The following is a 17,212-nucleotide window of genomic DNA, read 5'->3' on the forward strand; positions in this document are numbered from 1 at the left end:
ATTTTACAAGTTCTATAGATGTTTTATATGAAAGAACAGAATTAACAACTTTATTTGCAGCAGAGCATGGAATAAGAGGAAATGCACAAGCAGGTGATAATGTTGGTAATGAAGTTGATGAGATAACAGGACTTCCAGTACACAGCTTATATGGAAGTAATAAGAAGCCTACAGCAGAAATGTTAGAAAATGTTGATATCTTAGCATATGATATGCAGGATGTTGGAGCAAGATTTTATACTTATATAAATACTTTAGCTTATGCCATGGAAGCATGTGCAGAAAATAATAAAACATTTGTTGTTTTTGATAGACCAAATCCATTAGGTGGAGAAGCAGTTCAAGGAAATATATTAGATCTTAATTATAGTTCATTTGTTGGAATGTATCCTATAGTTCAAAGATATGGTTTAACAATAGGGGAGTATGCTAAGTTTATAAATGATGAATTTAATATAAATTGTGATTTGAAGGTAGTTGAAATGACTAACTGGACTAGAGATATGTATTATGATGAAACAGGATTAGATACATGGGTTATGCCTTCACCAAATATGCCAACACTAGATACTGCAATAGTTTATACTGGTACGTGCTTATTTGAAGGAACAAATGTATCAGAAGGAAGAGGAACAACAAGACCATTTGAGTTAATAGGAGCACCTTGGATTAAACCTTTAGAATTAGCAAATGCTCTTAATTCATTAAATTTACCAGGAGTTAAGTTTAGAGCAGCATCATTTACACCAAGCTTTTCAAAATATGGGTCAACATATGATTCTAATGGTAATAAAACAAAAAATGGAGAGCTTTGTGGAGGAGTTCAAGTTTATGTAACAGATAGAGATGAATTTAATGCAGTAAAAGTAGGCTTAGCAATGGTTTATACAATAAGGGATATGTATCCAGATAATTTTGAATATTTATCAAATAACTTTATAGATAAGCTATTTGGAGATAGTTATTTAAGGGAAGGAAAATATACATTAGAAGAATTATTTGAAATAATAGATAGAGATTCTAATGAATTTAAGGAAAAGACAAAGCAATATCATCTTTATAATGAAGTTAATGAAGAAAATAATCATAATAAAGATGCAATAGTTAAACTAGGAATAGATAATATCGATAATTATTTAGATGTTTTTAAAGATAAAAAGGTAGGTTTAATAACAAACCCATCTGGTATGGATAGTGATTTTACAAGTTCTATAGATGTTTTATATGAAAGAACAGAATTAACAACTTTATTTGCAGCAGAGCATGGAATAAGAGGAAATGCACAAGCAGGTGATAATGTTGGTAATGAAGTTGATGAGATAACAGGACTTCCAGTACACAGCTTATATGGAAGTAATAAGAAGCCTACAGCAGAAATGTTAGAAAATGTTGATATCTTAGCATATGATATGCAGGATGTTGGAGCAAGATTTTATACTTATATAAATACTTTGGCTTATGCTATGGAAGCATGTGCAGAGAATAATAAAACTTTTGTTGTTTTTGATAGACCAAATCCAGTTGGAGGAGAAGCTGTCCAAGGAACTATATTAGATTCTAAATATAGTTCATTTGTTGGAATGTATCCTATAGTTCAAAGATATGGTTTAACAATAGGCGAATATGCTAAATACATTAATAATAAATTTAATATAAATTGTGACTTAAAAGTTATTGAAATGAGTGGCTGGAAAAGAGATATGTATTATGATGATACTGCATTAAATACATGGGTTATGCCTTCACCAAATATGCCAACATTAAATACGGCTATAGTTTATACTGGTACATGCTTATTTGAAGGAACAAATGTATCAGAAGGAAGAGGAACAACAAGACCATTTGAATTAATAGGAGCACCTTGGATTAAACCTTTAGAATTAGCCAATGCACTTAATTCATTAAATCTACCAGGAGTTAAGTTTAGAGCGGCATCATTTACTCCACAATTTTCAAAATATGGACCAGGATATGATGGAAAGGCAGCTCAAGTTTGTGGAGGAGTTCAGGTATATGTTACTAATAGAGAAGAGTTTAATTCAGCAAAAGTTGGATTAGCTATGTTATACACAATAAGAGATATGTATCCAGATAATTTTGAGTATTTATCAACTAATTTTATTGATAAACTTGCTGGAAATAGTTATGTAAGGGAAGGAAAATATACATTAGAAGAATTATTTGAAATAGTTGATAAAGAATCATTAGAATTTAGTGAAGAAATAAATGATTATAAGATTTATGGTAAAGATGTTGTTATTGTTAACAAGGAAGCACTTATGGCACTTGTAGATAAAATTAATTCTTTAAATAAGGAGAATTATACATCATCAACATGGAGAGTATTAGAGATAGAGTTGGAGGAGTCTACAAATATAGTATCTAATGAAAAAGCAACTCAGGAGGAAGTTGATATAGCATATAATGAGTTGATGAATGCATATTCAAGTTTAGTATTAAAACCAGATAAGTCTACTCTTGAGAATTTAATAAAATCAATTAGTGAAATGGATTTATCAAAGTATACAAAGGAAAGTATAAATAACTTAAATATTCAATTAGAAAAGGCAAAAGAAATATTAGCTAATAATGATGCCACTGAAGCAGATATTGCTGAGGTAATAAAAAATGTTGAAAAAGCTAAGAGTGATTTAGTTATACTGTCTAATAATGCTTCTAATCAGGGGTCAAACACAGGAAATAATAATTCTAAACTTCCAAGTACAGGGGCAGTAGTATCATCATTTGCAATAATAGCTTTAGCTTTAGGTGCTATTATCCTTGGTATATTTATAATGAAAAAGAAGAAAGATGTATAAGAAGTACTTTTAATATTACAGTGCAGTAATTAATATTGGTTAATTTAAAAATCAGTAGTTAAATGAATATATATTTAACTACTGCTTTAATTTTATATAGAGCTTTTAATAGCCTTTAGTTTATTAATAAGATATTGAGCGGAAATTCCAGTAAACATTCCAGTTATAATTCCAGATAGTAAAAGAACTGGCAAGTAAAAAGCTAAGGATGGTGTTTTAGTAATAAAAATAGCTATTAATATTTGTCCAATATTATGAGATATAGCCCCAATAACACTACATATCCAAATACTATCTAAGGTTAAAAATCTTTTAGCTATTAACATTGTTAAATAACATAGCAGGCCACCACTTAAACTATATAAGATAACTGATATGTTTCCAGAAAAAACACTTCCAAGAAATATTCTACATAATAGTATACTTAAAGTATCTAAAGGAGAAAGAATAAATATAGCATAAACAGTAATGATATTTGAAAGGCCAAGCTTTACTCCAGGAATTGGGGTAAGTGAAGGTAATTGAACTTCTACAATAAAGATTATAAGGGATACACTAAGCAATAAAGCCATAGTTGTTAACTTTTTTATGTTCATAAATATAGTTTTACCTCCATTATTGTGATATACCATCAAATTCATTAAGTTTATTATCTTTTTCTATTTTTATTATAATTTTATGAGGAAGACATACTATTGGTGTAATTGTATTTGAAATATGACCTTGATTTACACAAATTTTATCATTACAATTAGCATCAATAATAGATATTTTATTTTTTTCTATAGAAACTATATTAATTTCATCATCATATTTTAAAGATATTTCATAAGGTGAAGTAACTTTAGAAAGATCTATAGAATATATACATATTCCATCTTTATATATATTAGCTATTGTGCCTTTTGAAGGTGTTTTTATTAGTAGTAAGCTTATAGCTGAAAGTATTATACAAGTAAATAGTAATATAAGTACATAAGTTTTTTTAATTTTCATTTTTTATTATATTAGGAGATATATCACTATAATCATCTAAAAGAGTGATATCACCTGCAATCCCTTCTGTAATATATATATTGTTATTTTTAGTTATAAAAATAGCATCAAAATTATTGTTTTTCTTCCAATATTCAATGGATTTTTCTAAGCCAATAACAAAAAGAGAAGTAGAAAGTGCATCACATAATACTGCATCTTCACCAACTATAGTTACAGAAAGTAAATCATTTTCTATTGGAATTCCAGTCTTAGGGTCAATAATATGACCATGCTTTTTACCATTATTATCAATAAAATATCGTTCGTAAGCACCGGAAGTAATAACAGCTTTATCAATAATATTAATAGCAAGTGCATTTGAATTATTATTTGGATTTTTAATTGCAATTTTCCAAGGTGTATTATCAGGTTTAGAACCTAAAGCATGAACATTTCCCCCTAAATTTAAAAGAGCAGATGTTACATTAGAATTTTTTAAAATTTCAATTAAGGATTTGCTAGTATAACCTTTAGCGGTACTTCCTAGATCTATTTTCATATTTGGAGATAAGGTTACTGTAGTATCTTCTTTTGAAAGAGTAACTTTTTTATAATCTACATAGTTTAGTAAGTTATTTATTTCCCCATCAGATGGAACTTTAAAGCTATTAGTCGTAAATCCCCATGCTTGTACAAGGGGATAAATTGAAATATCTAAAGCTCCATTAGTTGAATCACATATTTTTAAAGAATTTTCTATTAAATTAAAAGTATCTTTTGAGAGCATTGCTTTACTATTATTATTTAAAATTGAAATTTCGCTATTTTCATTGGTTGTTGAAAATAAGCTTTCTAATTCAATAATTCTTTTTTCGCATAAATTTAATACATCATTTGAGGAGTTATATATATTTAAGCTCATAATAGTATCCATTGCAAAAACTTCCTTACTTAATTTTTCTATATTATTTGAAGAAGTAACTTGTTTATTTATAAGTTTATTTGCAAATACATATATAGCTAAAATTATTATTAAAAAAATAATTAATGGCAATAAAAGTTTTTTTATATTAATTTTGCGCATCTTTTAATGCATCCTTTACTGCAGAGATAAGTCCTTTAGAACTAAAAGTAGCACCACTGACAGTATCCACTTCTGTACTTTGAACTTCTATAACAGCTTCAAATATTCCGTTTATAGCTTTATCTATAAATGGTTCATCATCAACTGTATCTGTAACTACTATATTAGTAATAGAATTACTTTCAATTGTGACCTTAACAGAAATATTTCCATTGAATCCAGAGCCTGTTCCTTCGTATGTTCCATCTTTATAAGAAGTAGTATCAGTAGATGTATTCTTTTCTTCAGTTGAAGTTGGTGTTTCTTCTAAAGTATTACTATTATTTTCATTAGAAGTAGTTATATTATTTTCTTTAGTTGCAGGATAGAATATATATAAGCATATACAAGCAAAAACTATAAGTGCAGCAAAGTAATTTATATTAGTTTTAAGTTTGTTTGAATATTTTTTATTTAATGCTTTATTAATACGCATTATGGCATATGTTAAAAATACTAAACTATAAATTAAAACATTTAGTATGTATTGTGAATTACCGCTTTTAGCTAGTGGAAGCATTATAAGCATTATGTGTATATAAATTAAGCTATAAAAGACATAAGCAAATCTTTGAAGTTTTTTCCAAGATTTATATTTCATTTTTTTTCTTATACTTGGAAAAGAAGTAATCATAAGTGGAACCATAATAACAATTAAAATTACACTTATTATTGCTGCAATAAGCATATTAAGTGACATTGATTTAGGGTTTGTAAACAGTGTCACAAAGTGATATCTACCAAAAATAATGTTATGGGCAAGAGTAAGAATGCTTGCTATAATTGATAGTTCTGCTCTAATTGGCATTAAAATTTTCATTAATTTACTTCCGTTTTTTAATGCACCTGTATACATAACTATTACAAAAATTGAAGTTGCAAATGCACTTTTGGTAAATAGGGGTAGTATATAATCATTAATAAAAGGTGGTAAGTTTGAAAGTGAACCACTATATGAGGCAATGACTAAAGCTAATGATATAATTATTGATATTCCATAACAAAGCTTTGAATGTTTTTTTATAAATCTACGACCCACAAAAATAATAAATATTGTTACTATAATAGAAATTAAAAAGTTCATAATGTCCTCCTAAAATTGATATTAGTTGCAAGTCTAATATACCTGCAACTAATTGTTAAAAGTTATTTTGCTGTCAGTGTAAATGTTAAAGGTTGATAATCATCAAGTGTAATTGAAATATTATAATCTTTCCCAGTTTCTAAAGCTTGTTCAACAGTATAAGTAGTAGAATTTATATCGGCATTTTCAAGAATCTTTACTGTGTTTTTCCCAGCTCCTGAGCTTATAGTTAATTTAGAGTTAGCAAGAAGTGCTTTATCTATATTACTAAGTGAAAGAGTATTATTAGAAAGTGTTGCAGTAACTTCATTTGGATAAGCTTCCTTAAAGCAAACTTTAGCTTCAATATCTTCATAGCCGTTAGCAATTAAAGTGATTTTATAATATCCTGCATTTGCACCTTTGAAACGATCAAAACTATAGTTAATACCACAGTCTATACGAGCACCATGATTAGTACTCCACCAAGTATCTGAAGCATGCTTTGTCCCAAATGTAGCTACTAAATTACTATAAGTACTATCATCACCATAGTATTCATATTTTGCAGTAGTAAAGTTTGCAAAATATTCTAGGGCTTCAGCATCAGTTAAATTTTCACCAGATTTATTTTTTAAGTAAATATAAGCTTCAGCATCTGATCCAAATCTTGTATTATAAGCATAAGTAATTTTTTCTTCATCAGCAACTACAGTAATATCTGAAGAAGCTTTTCCAGATACATTTCTTTTACTATATGAACCATCAGCTCCCATAGTTTTTAATCCATAGGTATCAGCAGTAACACTATCATCTTCAACAAAGCCTTGTGATTTTGCATTTTCTACCATATCTGATGGTATAGCAACAGGAATTTTATTAAATCCAGCAACATCATAATTTACAACCTTATATTCAGTTGCAGAATCTCCTTCTCCAACAGTGAAGGTAGCAGATCCATCTTTAAATAACACTGAATCATCAACATCTTCTAATTTTAAATTATTTTCTTGATCTACACCAGTAAAATTAGCTTTTGCAGTTACTTTTTTAGTATCATTTGAGTCTGTAGTATATTTAGTTTGTTCACGTCCATTTTCTTCTACAGTTTCAGTGCTAAGCACTTTTTCACCAGTTACTTCAACTGTATACTGAATTTGAGAACGATAAATCCCATGTTTAGTTGTAGCACGGCTAACAGCATCAAACATACCAGTATCTTTATTGCCTTCAGAATCAGTAGTTTTTGAAGCAATACTTAATTTTTCTACTGAAGTATTAAGGTCAGCAGCCCAATATTCAGCATAGCTTAATGGAGCATATCCATATACATAATTTATTTCTTTAGCATCTGATGAAACAGTGCTTTCAGAGTTTGAAGTATTGCTTTTTTCTGTATTAGAGCAAGAAACTAATGAACCTATTAAAGATATTGCAATTAATGTTGATATTATAAATTTATTTTTCATATTTTATTAATCTCCCAAAATATATTTTAAAGCGCGCTTTAATATGATCAATGTGAATTTGTACCAAAAAGTTCAAGTTATAACAAGGAAAGTATATATCAACAAAGAGATGAAGTCAATAATCATTCTCAATTAGATAAATATAGTTAAAAAAGTACTTAAATATTTTATAATAGAAATTAAATTTAAAGTAGTCATTATATAAAGATATCTATAATGACTACTTATATTTTTTATTTTTTAAACCATTCTGAAGGTGATTCATTGCAATAATGAGTATCAAATTCTGTAATTTTATAATCTTGTATTCCATAAAGATTAAAAGGTTCATTATTTAAATAATCATTAATTCTTTCAACAGAGTCAGATTTTATTATAAATATACCACCGCTCATATCAGATTTAAGTCCAGACATTAATATAAGTCCAGAATCTATTGATTTTTGAGTATAAGCCATATGTTCAGTCATAATAGTGTCATTTATTTTATCAGCAGCTTTTAATATACCTTCAACAACAAAATATTTCATATATCTTTCCTCCTTAAATATAAATAGTATTTATTTAGTATTATAAATAAAAATAAAGAATAGTCTAGAGATATTAAAAACTTAAATAAGTAAATAGGGTATTAGGAATATGAATTACTAATCTTGATTTTGCAAAAGATATTAATATTAAAAAATATATTTATTTATACGAGGTAAGATATGATTAATATAAAAGAAGTTTTAAATGATATGAATGGTGGATGTAGTTCAATTGCATGGAATACAGATGATAATAAGCATTTATGGGGAAGAAATTTTGATTTTAATAGAATTGCAGAAGGAAGTAAGATAACTTATATTCCCAAAGGCAAAGAATATTATGGGTGTGGAACGAGTTTAGAAAATAATGTAATTAAAGATACAAAAACTACATCTAAATATGCAGCAGTAGGAACAGGGTCACTTATTATTGAGTCTACACCTGTTTTATATGAGGGGGTTAATGAAAAAGGTTTAATGGGAGGTCAGTTATATTTTCGTAATTTTGCTCATTATCTATCAGAAGCAAAGGAAGGAACATTACCACTTCAACCACCTTTTGTTGTTACATATATTTTAACTCAATGTTCAAATGTAGAAGAGGTAGTTGATTCTCTTAATAATAAGGTTACAATATTAGCTATGCCTATGCTTGGAATGATACCAACAATACATTGGGCATTTACAGATAGAACTGGAGAAACAATAATTATTGAAAGTGATGAACAAGGATTACAGATTTATCGTAATTCTATGGGTGTTATGACTAATAGTCCAAACTACTCTTGGCATAGATTAAATTTATTAAATTATTTTGATGTTAGAAATATGGATTATGATAGTTTAGATATAAATGGAGATAAGTTAGAACAATGTTTTTCAGGAAATGGTGCTATAGGACTTCCAGGAGATTGCTCTTCACCATCAAGATTTATTCGTCTTTCATTTTTAAAAAAGTATGGTGTTAAAGGAAAAAATGAAGAAGAAGGAGTAAGTAATACGATCCATTTATTTAATAATGTTGCATTTCCTCTTGGATTAGTTAAAGTATCTGAAACTGGGGATGTAACAAAGTATGATAGAGGTGTAGTACCTTATGATTATACAGTCTATACATCAGTAATGTGTTCAGAATCATTAAAATTTTATTGGGTTACATATGAAAACCAAAGAGTACAATGTGTAGATTTAAATAAATTATTATCTAATGATGATTTTATTCAATTTGATATGGGAAGAAAAGTTGATTTTAAATATTTAACATAAAATGAAACAATATGTATATATATAACCAATATGTGGATTGACCTTGTATATATTTGTAGTATAATAAAGAAAAGTTATTAAATAATAAAGACTATAGTTAGGAGAGAGAAAATGATAATAGAAGTAAAAGATTTAACTGTTGGTAGCTTTCAAGGTGCTATTAATCTTGTATATGAAGATAAGCCATCAAATAATGAAGTAGTTGAAGTTTTAAAATCTAAAAAAGTTTTTGAAGGAAAAAGTGGTCAAGTATTTTATAAAACTACTAATGAATTAAATTACGAAATTTTTGTAGGTCTTGGAAAATATGAAGACTTAGAAAGAATAGATTTAATAAATGCAGTAGCTAGAGGAATTAAACAAGCAGAAAAGTTAAAAATAGATGACTTAAGCATTAATTTTATAAAGGCTAATGGATTATGTACTGGTGGAGTTACTAAGTCTATAGTACAAGGAATAAAGTTAGCTAGCTATAAATTTGATAAGTATAAGCAAAATCAAGAAGCTTATGAACCAAAGGTAACTATAATAGGTGGACCAAAAGAAAAATTTGATAAGATGAGAGAAAAAATTGCTGAAGCAAGTAATGTTGCAGACGGTATAATTTTAGCTCGTGATCTTGTAAATGAACCAGCTAATATCTTATATCCAGAGACTTTAGCAGAGAGAGCTGTTGAAGTAGGAAAAGAAAGTGGATTTGAAGTTGAAGTATTTGATGAAAAGCAAATAGAAGATTTAGGGATGAAAGCATTCTTAGAAGTTGGTAAAGGTTCAGTTCATAAGCCAAGATTAATTGTTATGAGATATATAGGTAATGCTAGTAGTGATGAAAGAGTTGGACTTGTAGGAAAAGGTCTTACTTTTGATACTGGAGGATATTCTCTTAAACCATCAGCATCTATGGATACTATGAAGAGTGATATGGGTGGAGCTGCAGCTGTTATTGGAACAATGAAGGCTTTAGCTCAAAATAAAGTAGAAAAAAATGTTGTAGCGGTTGTGGCAGCTTGTGAGAATGCTATTTCTGGTGGAAGCTATAAGCCAGGTGATATAATTGGTTCTATGGCTGGGAAAACTATTGAAGTTTTAAATACTGATGCAGAAGGTAGATTAACTTTAGTAGATGCTGTTACTTATATTATTGAAAAAGAAAATGTAAATAAATTAGTAGATGTTGCAACTCTTACTGGAGCTGTATTAGTAGCACTTGGAACTGAAATAACAGGTGTAGTAAGCAATGATGATGCTTTTTATGAAGAGTTATTAGTTGCTGCAAGAAGAACTGGTGAAAAGTTCTGGAGATTGCCTAATGATAAATGCTTTAAGAAGCTTTATAAGGGAGATTTTGCAGATCTTAAGAATATTGGTGGACGTAATGCAGGAACAATTACAGCTGGTATGTTTATTGAGGAATTTGTACAAGATAAACCTTGGTTACATTTAGATATAGCAGGAACTTCTTGGACAGATTCTGGAAATGATATTACACCAAAGGGTGGAACAGGAGCACCAGTTTCTACATTATATGAACTAGTTGTAAAACATCAATGTAAGCATAAGTAAAAAATAATAATTTTAAAAGTATTATATCAAAAGAGTAATATTAATTAAGTTTAATATTACTCTTTTTTTTATTATATTATGTTAAGTACATTTGTATTAAGTAATGGTAAGTATATTAAGGATTTATCAACATAAAAGTACATATTTTAACAGTCAGAAAGCCTTAAATCTAGAATGGGTAAAAAATATAATAAGTATATAGAGAGTTTTATTATATTAAAAGAAGAAGGTAAGTTTATGAAAAGTTTCACATTAAGAGAGGCAACAAGGGGGGACTCGGAATTTATAGCAGAATTAGTTTATAAAACGGAAGATGATCCTGAGCACGTCTGGGGTTATGGAAGTAAGGAAGAAATAATAGATAGAATAAAATGGCTAGTTGAAGGTGAGAGTTCTAGGTATTCTTATAACAATGTTGAAGTTGCTGAACTAGATGGGAAGGTTTGTGGAGCTATAATATTATTAAAGGGAAATGAGTTATCAAAACTAGATTTGATAACAAGCCTTAAGTTGTTTAAGTATATTAAAGGAATGAAAAATAAAATTAGATTTTTAAAGGACGTTATTTTAGAATTAAATTTTTACGAGTGTGAGGAAAATGAACTTTATATTGCCAATTTAGCTACTTTAGAGGAGTTTAGAGGTAAGGGAATTGGAAAAGCACTTATAAAATTAGCTGAAAAAAGTGCAAAAAAACAAGGTTATAAGGTTTGTTCATTACTAGCAAAAGATTCTGGTGTTAAAAGTTTTTATGAAAAATTAAATTTCGTTTTTGAAAAGGAGGAACCTTATTATTCTCATACTTTATATAGAATGATTAAAACTATTTAAGATATATAGTTTGTATATAATTTGAAATTAAGAAATGAATTTATTATTTATATGAAATGTAATTTAAGTAGTGCTTATTTTGTAAGGAAATAAGCACTACTTTTAAAATTTATTGGTATTATTTGTAGAAATATACTATAATGAAGAAATGGATTAAATTTGATTAGATTATAATTTTAAGTAAATGGTATTTAAATTATGAGGGTAAGTATGATTAAATATAAAAAAATTTTTGAAAAAATGCCTATGGCTATAATATACGGAAAATATGAAAAGTTAATAAATGGATCCTTAAAAATGAGTATTGAATATGCAAATAATAAAGTGTTATCTATTTTAGGAGTAAACTTAGAAGAGATTATAAATAAAGACTTTTTCAATATTTTTCCTGAATTTAAAAATGATATAGTAATTAGTGAAGAAAATTCGACTTATATTAAATATATAAAAAAGTTAATGAACTTTATTAAGATTACAGTACAAAAAGTGGACGATAAAGGGATTTTATTATATTTAGAAGAATGTATTTTAAAAGAAATATCCCGTTATATAAAAGATACTTATGAGTTTTTTTTTGTAAAGGATATAAATAATAAATATGTTGATGGAAGTGAATTATTTAATAAATTTTCAGGATATAATGGTAAGGATATTAACGGATTAACGGATACTGATTTGTATGAAAAGGATCTTGGAAATTTATATATAAAATCATCTGAGGATTTTATTAAAGAAAATAAACCTTATAGCAAAAAGATATGTAAATTAAATGATAATGTTTATTTTTTACATAGATATGCAATATATTGTGATAATAAAATTATTGGTATAATAGGTGCATTTGAAAATGTAATTGGTAAGCTTGAAGAAATAGCTAAGGAAAATATGTTATTGCGGGTAATTAATAACAATATTTCTTATCATATAGTTTGTAAAGATGTTAATGGAGTTTATTTAGATTGTAATAGTACTTTTTTAAATGACTTAAGTCTTACAAGGGAAGAGGTTATCGGAAAGGTTGCTTCAAGTATTGAGAGGCTAAAGGAGACACATGAAAACTCATTAGAATCAGACTTAGAAGTAATCAATAATAAAAAAAGAATAGTTTATATTGAACAAATAACTATTAAAAATAAAATAAAAATGTTTGAAATAATTAAAGAACCGTTTTTTGATAGTTATGGTAATTTGGTTGGTATTATTGCTATTGGTAGGGATGTTTCTCATAGAAGTGAAATGGAAAGGTTAAGGCTAGAGTTTTTTGCTAATTTATCACATGAGTTAAGAACACCTTTAAATTTAATTTTTAGTTCTCTGCAAACTTTAGAATTGTTAGAAAAGGATTCATTAGAAGAAAATGTACGGTTAAGAAATTATATTGAAATAATAAATCAGAATTCTAAAAGATTATTAAGATTGGTTACTAATTTAATTGATTCTACTAAATTTGATTGTGGTTATTATGAGTATAAACCGAAAAATCAAGATATAGTTTGTTTTGTGGAAAACATAGCCATGTCTGTAGCTGAATTTGCTAAACAAAATGATATTACTTTAACTTTTGATACTAATGTAGAGGAGAAAATAATAGCTTTTGATTTAGAAAAATTAGAGCGGACAATACTTAATTTACTTTCTAATAGTATTAAGTATATTAATTCTCCAGGTAAGATAGATGTTATATTAAATGATTGTGGAGATACTTTTAATATAACTATAAAAGATAATGGAATTGGAATACCAAAAGATAAATTGCATATTATTTTTGATCGATTCAAGCAAGTAGAGGATAGATTAAGAAAAAGAAGTGAGGGCAGTGGTATTGGATTATCTTTAGTAAAGGACTTAGTAAAAATTCAGGGTGCTACAATAAAAGTTAAAAGTCAAGTTGGAGTTGGAAGTGAGTTTACTGTAAAATTACCTTGTAAGGTTTTAAAAGGGGAAGAGTACGTTAACAAAACTTCTTGTGATGAGTCATCTAATGGATTGGTAACAAGAATGAATATAGAGTTTTCAGATATTTATATATAAAAATAAGATAAAGCAGAGTGCTATTAATTTAAATAGTTCTCTGCTTAATATTATTAAATAAGGAGATGTATGTATTTGTGAGTAAAAAAAAGCAATATTCAGAATCATTAAGAGTAGGAGTTTTATTAGCATTAGCAGGAGGATTTTTAGATGCATATACTTATTTATGTAGGGGAAAGGTATTTGCAAATGCTCAAACAGGTAATATGGTGATGCTTGGAATTAGTTTTTTAGAAGGAAATATTAGTGATACTTTTAAATATATAGTTCCAATTATTGCTTTTGCTGTTGGTGTTTTTTTAGCTGAAATTATAAGAGATAAATTATTAGAGCATGAAAAAATACATTGGAGACAAGGCGTTTTAGCAATAGAAATAGTTTTACTTATATGTGTGGCCTTTATACCATATGATTATATTGCTAATACTTTGGTTTCATTGATTTGTGCAATGCAGGTAGAAAGTTTTAGAAAGTTTCATGGAAATGCTTATGCTACAACTATGTGCACTGGTAATTTACGAAGTGGAACAGAAAAAATAGTTACTTTTATGAGAACTAAAGATAAAAGTTATTTAAATATATCATTACAATATTATTTTATAATAGTAGTTTTTTGTATAGGGGCTTTTATTGGAGGTATTTTTTCAGTGAATATAGGTAAAAAAGCTATTTTAATTCCATGCATTCCACTAGTGATATCATTAGGTATTATGGGATATAAGAAAGAAGAGAGTGTTGATTAATAAAAAAATATATTAATTAGTGAAGTAGGTTTTACTATTTAAAATAGTAACTAACTTTAATGTAAATGAATAATATCTTTATAAGATATTATTTTAATTAAACATTAAAGGAGATAATCTTATGTATACTAATGATTATTATGATTATTATTATCCATATCCAAAATGTTATGATTGTAATGGTGTAAAATACTGCTATATAATTGGACCACAAGGTCAGCCAGGAACAATAGAAAATTCACCTAATGTAATGGCTAATTTTATTATTAATCAACCTGATATCACATTACAAAATAATATAATAAAAAATGGAGATAATATAACAGGGTGGGAGTATGCTTCAGGACAAACTATATTAAGTAAAGATAAGATAAAAGTATCTAAAAATGGTATTTTTACTGTAGTAGAACCTGGAATATATTTTATTACTTCTTCATTATTTGTTTTTCCGGGAGGCGTAAATTTATCTGGGCAAAATATAAACACACCTATAAATAGTGAAGATTATTATCAAGGATCATTTGTATTGTATTTTAATTATAGTAATGGTAAACCATATATTAATGCAGGTGAAGCTGTTTTTACAGGATATACAAAATTAGCTAATGAATCAGCAACTGCATCATTAAGTTATAGTGTATATTTACCAGAAGCTAATATGCAATTTTATATAGAAAATGCTTCTGAAGGCCCAATAAAACTAATAAATGGGGTAGTATCAGGAAGTGCAGCTAATTTAAGTATTTTTAGAATAGGAGCTAGTGTTATAAATTAATTTTATATATTATCTAAAAGGTTATATGGAAAGTAGTAACAGTTTATAACTTTTAGGAATATTAATATTATAAAGAAATATTATAAAGTAGTACTTAGTTTGGATAGAACTAAAGTACTACTTTTGCATTTTAAAAGCACAAAACTTACATAAAGTGCGACTAAATTTTATATTATTTGGAAATAATTATAAAGGCGTAAAGGGTAAAGAATGGAGGTCGTGAGAATGAAACAAAAGTGTGAGAAGTGTGGGAAAGATGCTATCTTTTTTGATGTCAATTTGCAATTATGGTTATGTGAGGAGTGCGTCAATAAGGAGTATAAAAGCCTTGATTTAGAAGAATTTAAGCAAAAAAATGGTGAAGATAAGTATAATGAAGAACTTAATAATATATTAATTGCTATGGAGAAATTATGTAATTCCATAAGAGAATCAAATACTAAAAAGATTGAAAGACAATTTAAAAGTACACCATATTCTAGAGATTTAAATGAACTTTTATCATCTATTACAAGAGAAAGGTTGTCTAAAATTGCTGAAGCTTTAAGTATTAAAAGAGTATATAAGTATAAAAAGCAGGAATTAAAGGAGCTTATATTAGAGTCTTATGAAAAGCTTATATTAGATAAGCTACAGCTTTTAGATGAGAAAGCACTTAAAGCCTTAAAAAAGTATTATAAAAATAATGGTGAAAGAATTTTTAATAATATATCTGATGAGGATGGAATTTATATAGATTATTTTGCTGATATTGGAGCAATATTTCCAACAGAAAATAATGAAGGAAAAAAGGTATTTATAATGCCAACTATAACTGAAGAAATTGTTAAAAAGTTAGATGATTTCCAAGTTAGGCGTAAAATTAAAAATAATACTAAAATTATAAGCTTATATAAGGGAATGGTTAGAGCATACGGTTTATTAGAAGAATATCAAATTATTCAATTTGTAAAGCAATACTTAAATGAAGAATATGATCATGAGTACTTAGTAAATATTTTAAGAGAAAGCTCTAAATATAGTGATGATTATATTGTTGAAGGTGTTTTTGTATTTAATTCTAATATTGATAATTATGTTAATCTTTATAATGAAATTAATAGAAAAATGAAAAATAAGGATTATAGAAGGTTTTCAGAGAGTGAATTATTATCATTAGCAAAGAGCAATTGGGAAGTAAATAATAGTTATGCAAAAGATTTTAAAAGAAGATTTTTAAATTATTTTGTTATGTCTGAAGAGGAAGTAGATGAGTTTTTAAAGTTTTTATATGCTATAGTTCAAGAGAAAAGCTTAGAAGAAATTTTAAATGAAATAAAAGAAATGATTCAAGAGGAAGAGGCTAAAGAAATTGGTGTGGACATAATTGAAAGATACGTTGTTAATGTACCTATTTGGTCTAAAAAGGGAAGATCAATGAAAGAGGTTAAAATTAAATAATATATTATCATAAGCAGTGGTTATAGTAAGTAGATAATCACTGCTTGTGTAAATAGCAAATGTTTTTTGAAAAAATTAATATTAAATACAAATATGTTGTATGATATAAAATCAAAAGAAGTAAAAATTATCACTTAATAAGGTAAAATGTATTGCAAAAGGATTTGAAATATGTATAATTAAAGCAAAGGGGTGTTACGATGAGTAGTGATAATTTTTTTGTAAGTTTACCAATAGCAGATGCATTTAAAATGTTAGATAAAGGAATAGTAGATGGAAGCTTTACTGGTGAAAGAATAGACTATCATGTTATTAAAGCTGATGAAGAACATATAAGTATAGTTGCTGTTTATGAAAAGTATTATAATAGAGCTGGAAATAGATTAACATTAACTATTTGTATGGATAATATGAAAGGTATTACCCAAGTACATAGTATTGGTGGAGGCGGTGGTCAAGGGTTATTTAGGTTTGACTGGGGAGCTAGCGATAAGTTTGCTACTGCACCAAGAACTATTTTAGGAAAGTACATAATTTAGGGACAAGTTTCCTCTGGATTAATTCAACTTAGAATTAATTTC

General features: G+C 27.3%; 15 protein-coding genes. 9 read left to right on the forward strand and 6 right to left on the reverse strand.

Features of this window, described 5'->3' with window-relative positions:
• A partial coding sequence (locus I4V51_RS13965; protein WP_195989051.1) for an exo-beta-N-acetylmuramidase NamZ domain-containing protein occupies positions 1-2,819 on the forward strand: 2,819 nt, incomplete at its 5' end.
• 92 nt (positions 2,820-2,911) lie between these two features.
• Here the strand turns inward: I4V51_RS13965 and I4V51_RS13970 are convergent.
• The 6 genes from I4V51_RS13970 to I4V51_RS13995 all read right to left on the reverse strand — a co-directional run bounded on the left by I4V51_RS13970 (position 2,912) and on the right by I4V51_RS13995 (position 7,982).
• Positions 2,912-3,415, reverse strand: coding sequence for a Gx transporter family protein (locus tag I4V51_RS13970; protein WP_195989052.1), 504 nt, complete (start codon positions 3,413-3,415; stop codon positions 2,912-2,914).
• A gap of 19 nt (positions 3,416-3,434) precedes the next feature.
• On the reverse strand, positions 3,435-3,815 hold the full coding sequence (locus I4V51_RS13975) for a NusG domain II-containing protein (RefSeq protein WP_195989053.1): 381 nt from the start codon (positions 3,813-3,815) through the stop codon (positions 3,435-3,437).
• Positions 3,805-4,881, reverse strand: coding sequence for an FAD:protein FMN transferase (locus I4V51_RS13980; protein ID WP_195989054.1), 1,077 nt, complete (start codon positions 4,879-4,881; stop codon positions 3,805-3,807). Before I4V51_RS13980 ends, I4V51_RS13975 begins: the two co-directional genes overlap by 11 nt.
• The gene (locus I4V51_RS13985; protein WP_195989055.1) at positions 4,868-6,004 is read right to left on the reverse strand and encodes an FMN-binding protein; all 1,137 of its coding nucleotides are present in this window, start codon (positions 6,002-6,004) and stop codon (positions 4,868-4,870) included. Before I4V51_RS13985 ends, I4V51_RS13980 begins: the two co-directional genes overlap by 14 nt.
• Before the next feature lie 62 nt (positions 6,005-6,066).
• Positions 6,067-7,452: a penicillin-binding Tp47 domain A-containing protein gene (locus I4V51_RS13990; RefSeq protein ID WP_195989056.1), complete on the reverse strand. Its 1,386-nt coding sequence runs from the start codon at positions 7,450-7,452 to the stop codon at positions 6,067-6,069.
• A gap of 233 nt (positions 7,453-7,685) precedes the next feature.
• Positions 7,686-7,982, reverse strand: a complete 297-nt coding sequence (locus I4V51_RS13995) for a YciI family protein (RefSeq protein WP_195989057.1) — start codon at positions 7,980-7,982, stop codon at positions 7,686-7,688.
• A 180-nt stretch (positions 7,983-8,162) separates the two neighbouring features.
• Between I4V51_RS13995 and I4V51_RS14000 the strand changes: the two genes are divergently transcribed.
• The 8 genes from I4V51_RS14000 to I4V51_RS14035 all read left to right on the forward strand — a co-directional run bounded on the left by I4V51_RS14000 (position 8,163) and on the right by I4V51_RS14035 (position 17,170).
• On the forward strand, positions 8,163-9,248 hold the full coding sequence (locus I4V51_RS14000) for a choloylglycine hydrolase family protein (RefSeq protein WP_195989058.1): 1,086 nt from the start codon (positions 8,163-8,165) through the stop codon (positions 9,246-9,248).
• A gap of 111 nt (positions 9,249-9,359) precedes the next feature.
• On the forward strand, positions 9,360-10,811 hold the full coding sequence (locus I4V51_RS14005) for a leucyl aminopeptidase (RefSeq protein WP_195989059.1): 1,452 nt from the start codon (positions 9,360-9,362) through the stop codon (positions 10,809-10,811).
• 237 nt (positions 10,812-11,048) lie between these two features.
• A complete protein-coding gene (locus I4V51_RS14010; RefSeq protein ID WP_195989060.1) occupies positions 11,049-11,642 on the forward strand; it encodes a GNAT family N-acetyltransferase in 594 nt (197 codons plus the stop codon).
• Between the two features lie 210 nt (positions 11,643-11,852).
• Positions 11,853-13,673, forward strand: coding sequence for a PAS domain-containing sensor histidine kinase (locus I4V51_RS14015; RefSeq protein ID WP_195989061.1), 1,821 nt, complete (start codon positions 11,853-11,855; stop codon positions 13,671-13,673).
• A 77-nt stretch (positions 13,674-13,750) separates the two neighbouring features.
• A complete protein-coding gene (locus I4V51_RS14020) occupies positions 13,751-14,416 on the forward strand; it encodes a YoaK family protein (RefSeq protein WP_195989062.1) in 666 nt (221 codons plus the stop codon).
• Positions 14,417-14,537: 121 nt separating this feature from the next.
• A complete protein-coding gene (locus I4V51_RS14025) occupies positions 14,538-15,191 on the forward strand; it encodes a hypothetical protein (protein WP_195989063.1) in 654 nt (217 codons plus the stop codon).
• 225 nt (positions 15,192-15,416) lie between these two features.
• Complete coding sequence (locus I4V51_RS14030) at positions 15,417-16,631, forward strand: hypothetical protein (protein ID WP_195989064.1); 1,215 nt, start codon at positions 15,417-15,419, stop codon at positions 16,629-16,631.
• A gap of 200 nt (positions 16,632-16,831) precedes the next feature.
• Positions 16,832-17,170 (forward strand): DUF6054 family protein, encoded by a 339-nt coding sequence (locus I4V51_RS14035; RefSeq protein WP_195989065.1) that lies wholly within the window; start codon positions 16,832-16,834, stop codon positions 17,168-17,170.
• Positions 17,171-17,212: the final 42 nt, after the last annotated feature.

Source organism: Clostridium sp. D53t1_180928_C8 (assembly GCF_015667795.1).
GTDB lineage: Bacteria > Bacillota > Clostridia > Clostridiales > Clostridiaceae > Clostridium.

Bases quoted from the DNA above. Each gene is read 5' to 3' on its own strand.
- I4V51_RS13970 (WP_195989052.1), bottom strand. From the start codon at position 3,415: ATGAACATAAAAAAGTTAACAACTATGGCTTTATTGCTTAGTGTATCC.
- I4V51_RS13975 (WP_195989053.1), bottom strand. From the start codon at position 3,815: ATGAAAATTAAAAAAACTTATGTACTTATATTACTATTTACTTGTATA.
- I4V51_RS13980 (WP_195989054.1), bottom strand. From the start codon at position 4,881: ATGCGCAAAATTAATATAAAAAAACTTTTATTGCCATTAATTATTTTT.
- I4V51_RS13985 (WP_195989055.1), bottom strand. From the start codon at position 6,004: ATGAACTTTTTAATTTCTATTATAGTAACAATATTTATTATTTTTGTG.
- I4V51_RS13990 (WP_195989056.1), bottom strand. From the start codon at position 7,452: ATGAAAAATAAATTTATAATATCAACATTAATTGCAATATCTTTAATA.
- I4V51_RS13995 (WP_195989057.1), bottom strand. From the start codon at position 7,982: ATGAAATATTTTGTTGTTGAAGGTATATTAAAAGCTGCTGATAAAATA.
- I4V51_RS14000 (WP_195989058.1), top strand. From the start codon at position 8,163: ATGATTAATATAAAAGAAGTTTTAAATGATATGAATGGTGGATGTAGT.
- I4V51_RS14005 (WP_195989059.1), top strand. From the start codon at position 9,360: ATGATAATAGAAGTAAAAGATTTAACTGTTGGTAGCTTTCAAGGTGCT.
- I4V51_RS14010 (WP_195989060.1), top strand. From the start codon at position 11,049: ATGAAAAGTTTCACATTAAGAGAGGCAACAAGGGGGGACTCGGAATTT.
- I4V51_RS14015 (WP_195989061.1), top strand. From the start codon at position 11,853: ATGATTAAATATAAAAAAATTTTTGAAAAAATGCCTATGGCTATAATA.
- I4V51_RS14025 (WP_195989063.1), top strand. From the start codon at position 14,538: ATGTATACTAATGATTATTATGATTATTATTATCCATATCCAAAATGT.
- I4V51_RS14030 (WP_195989064.1), top strand. From the start codon at position 15,417: ATGAAACAAAAGTGTGAGAAGTGTGGGAAAGATGCTATCTTTTTTGAT.
- I4V51_RS14035 (WP_195989065.1), top strand. From the start codon at position 16,832: ATGAGTAGTGATAATTTTTTTGTAAGTTTACCAATAGCAGATGCATTT.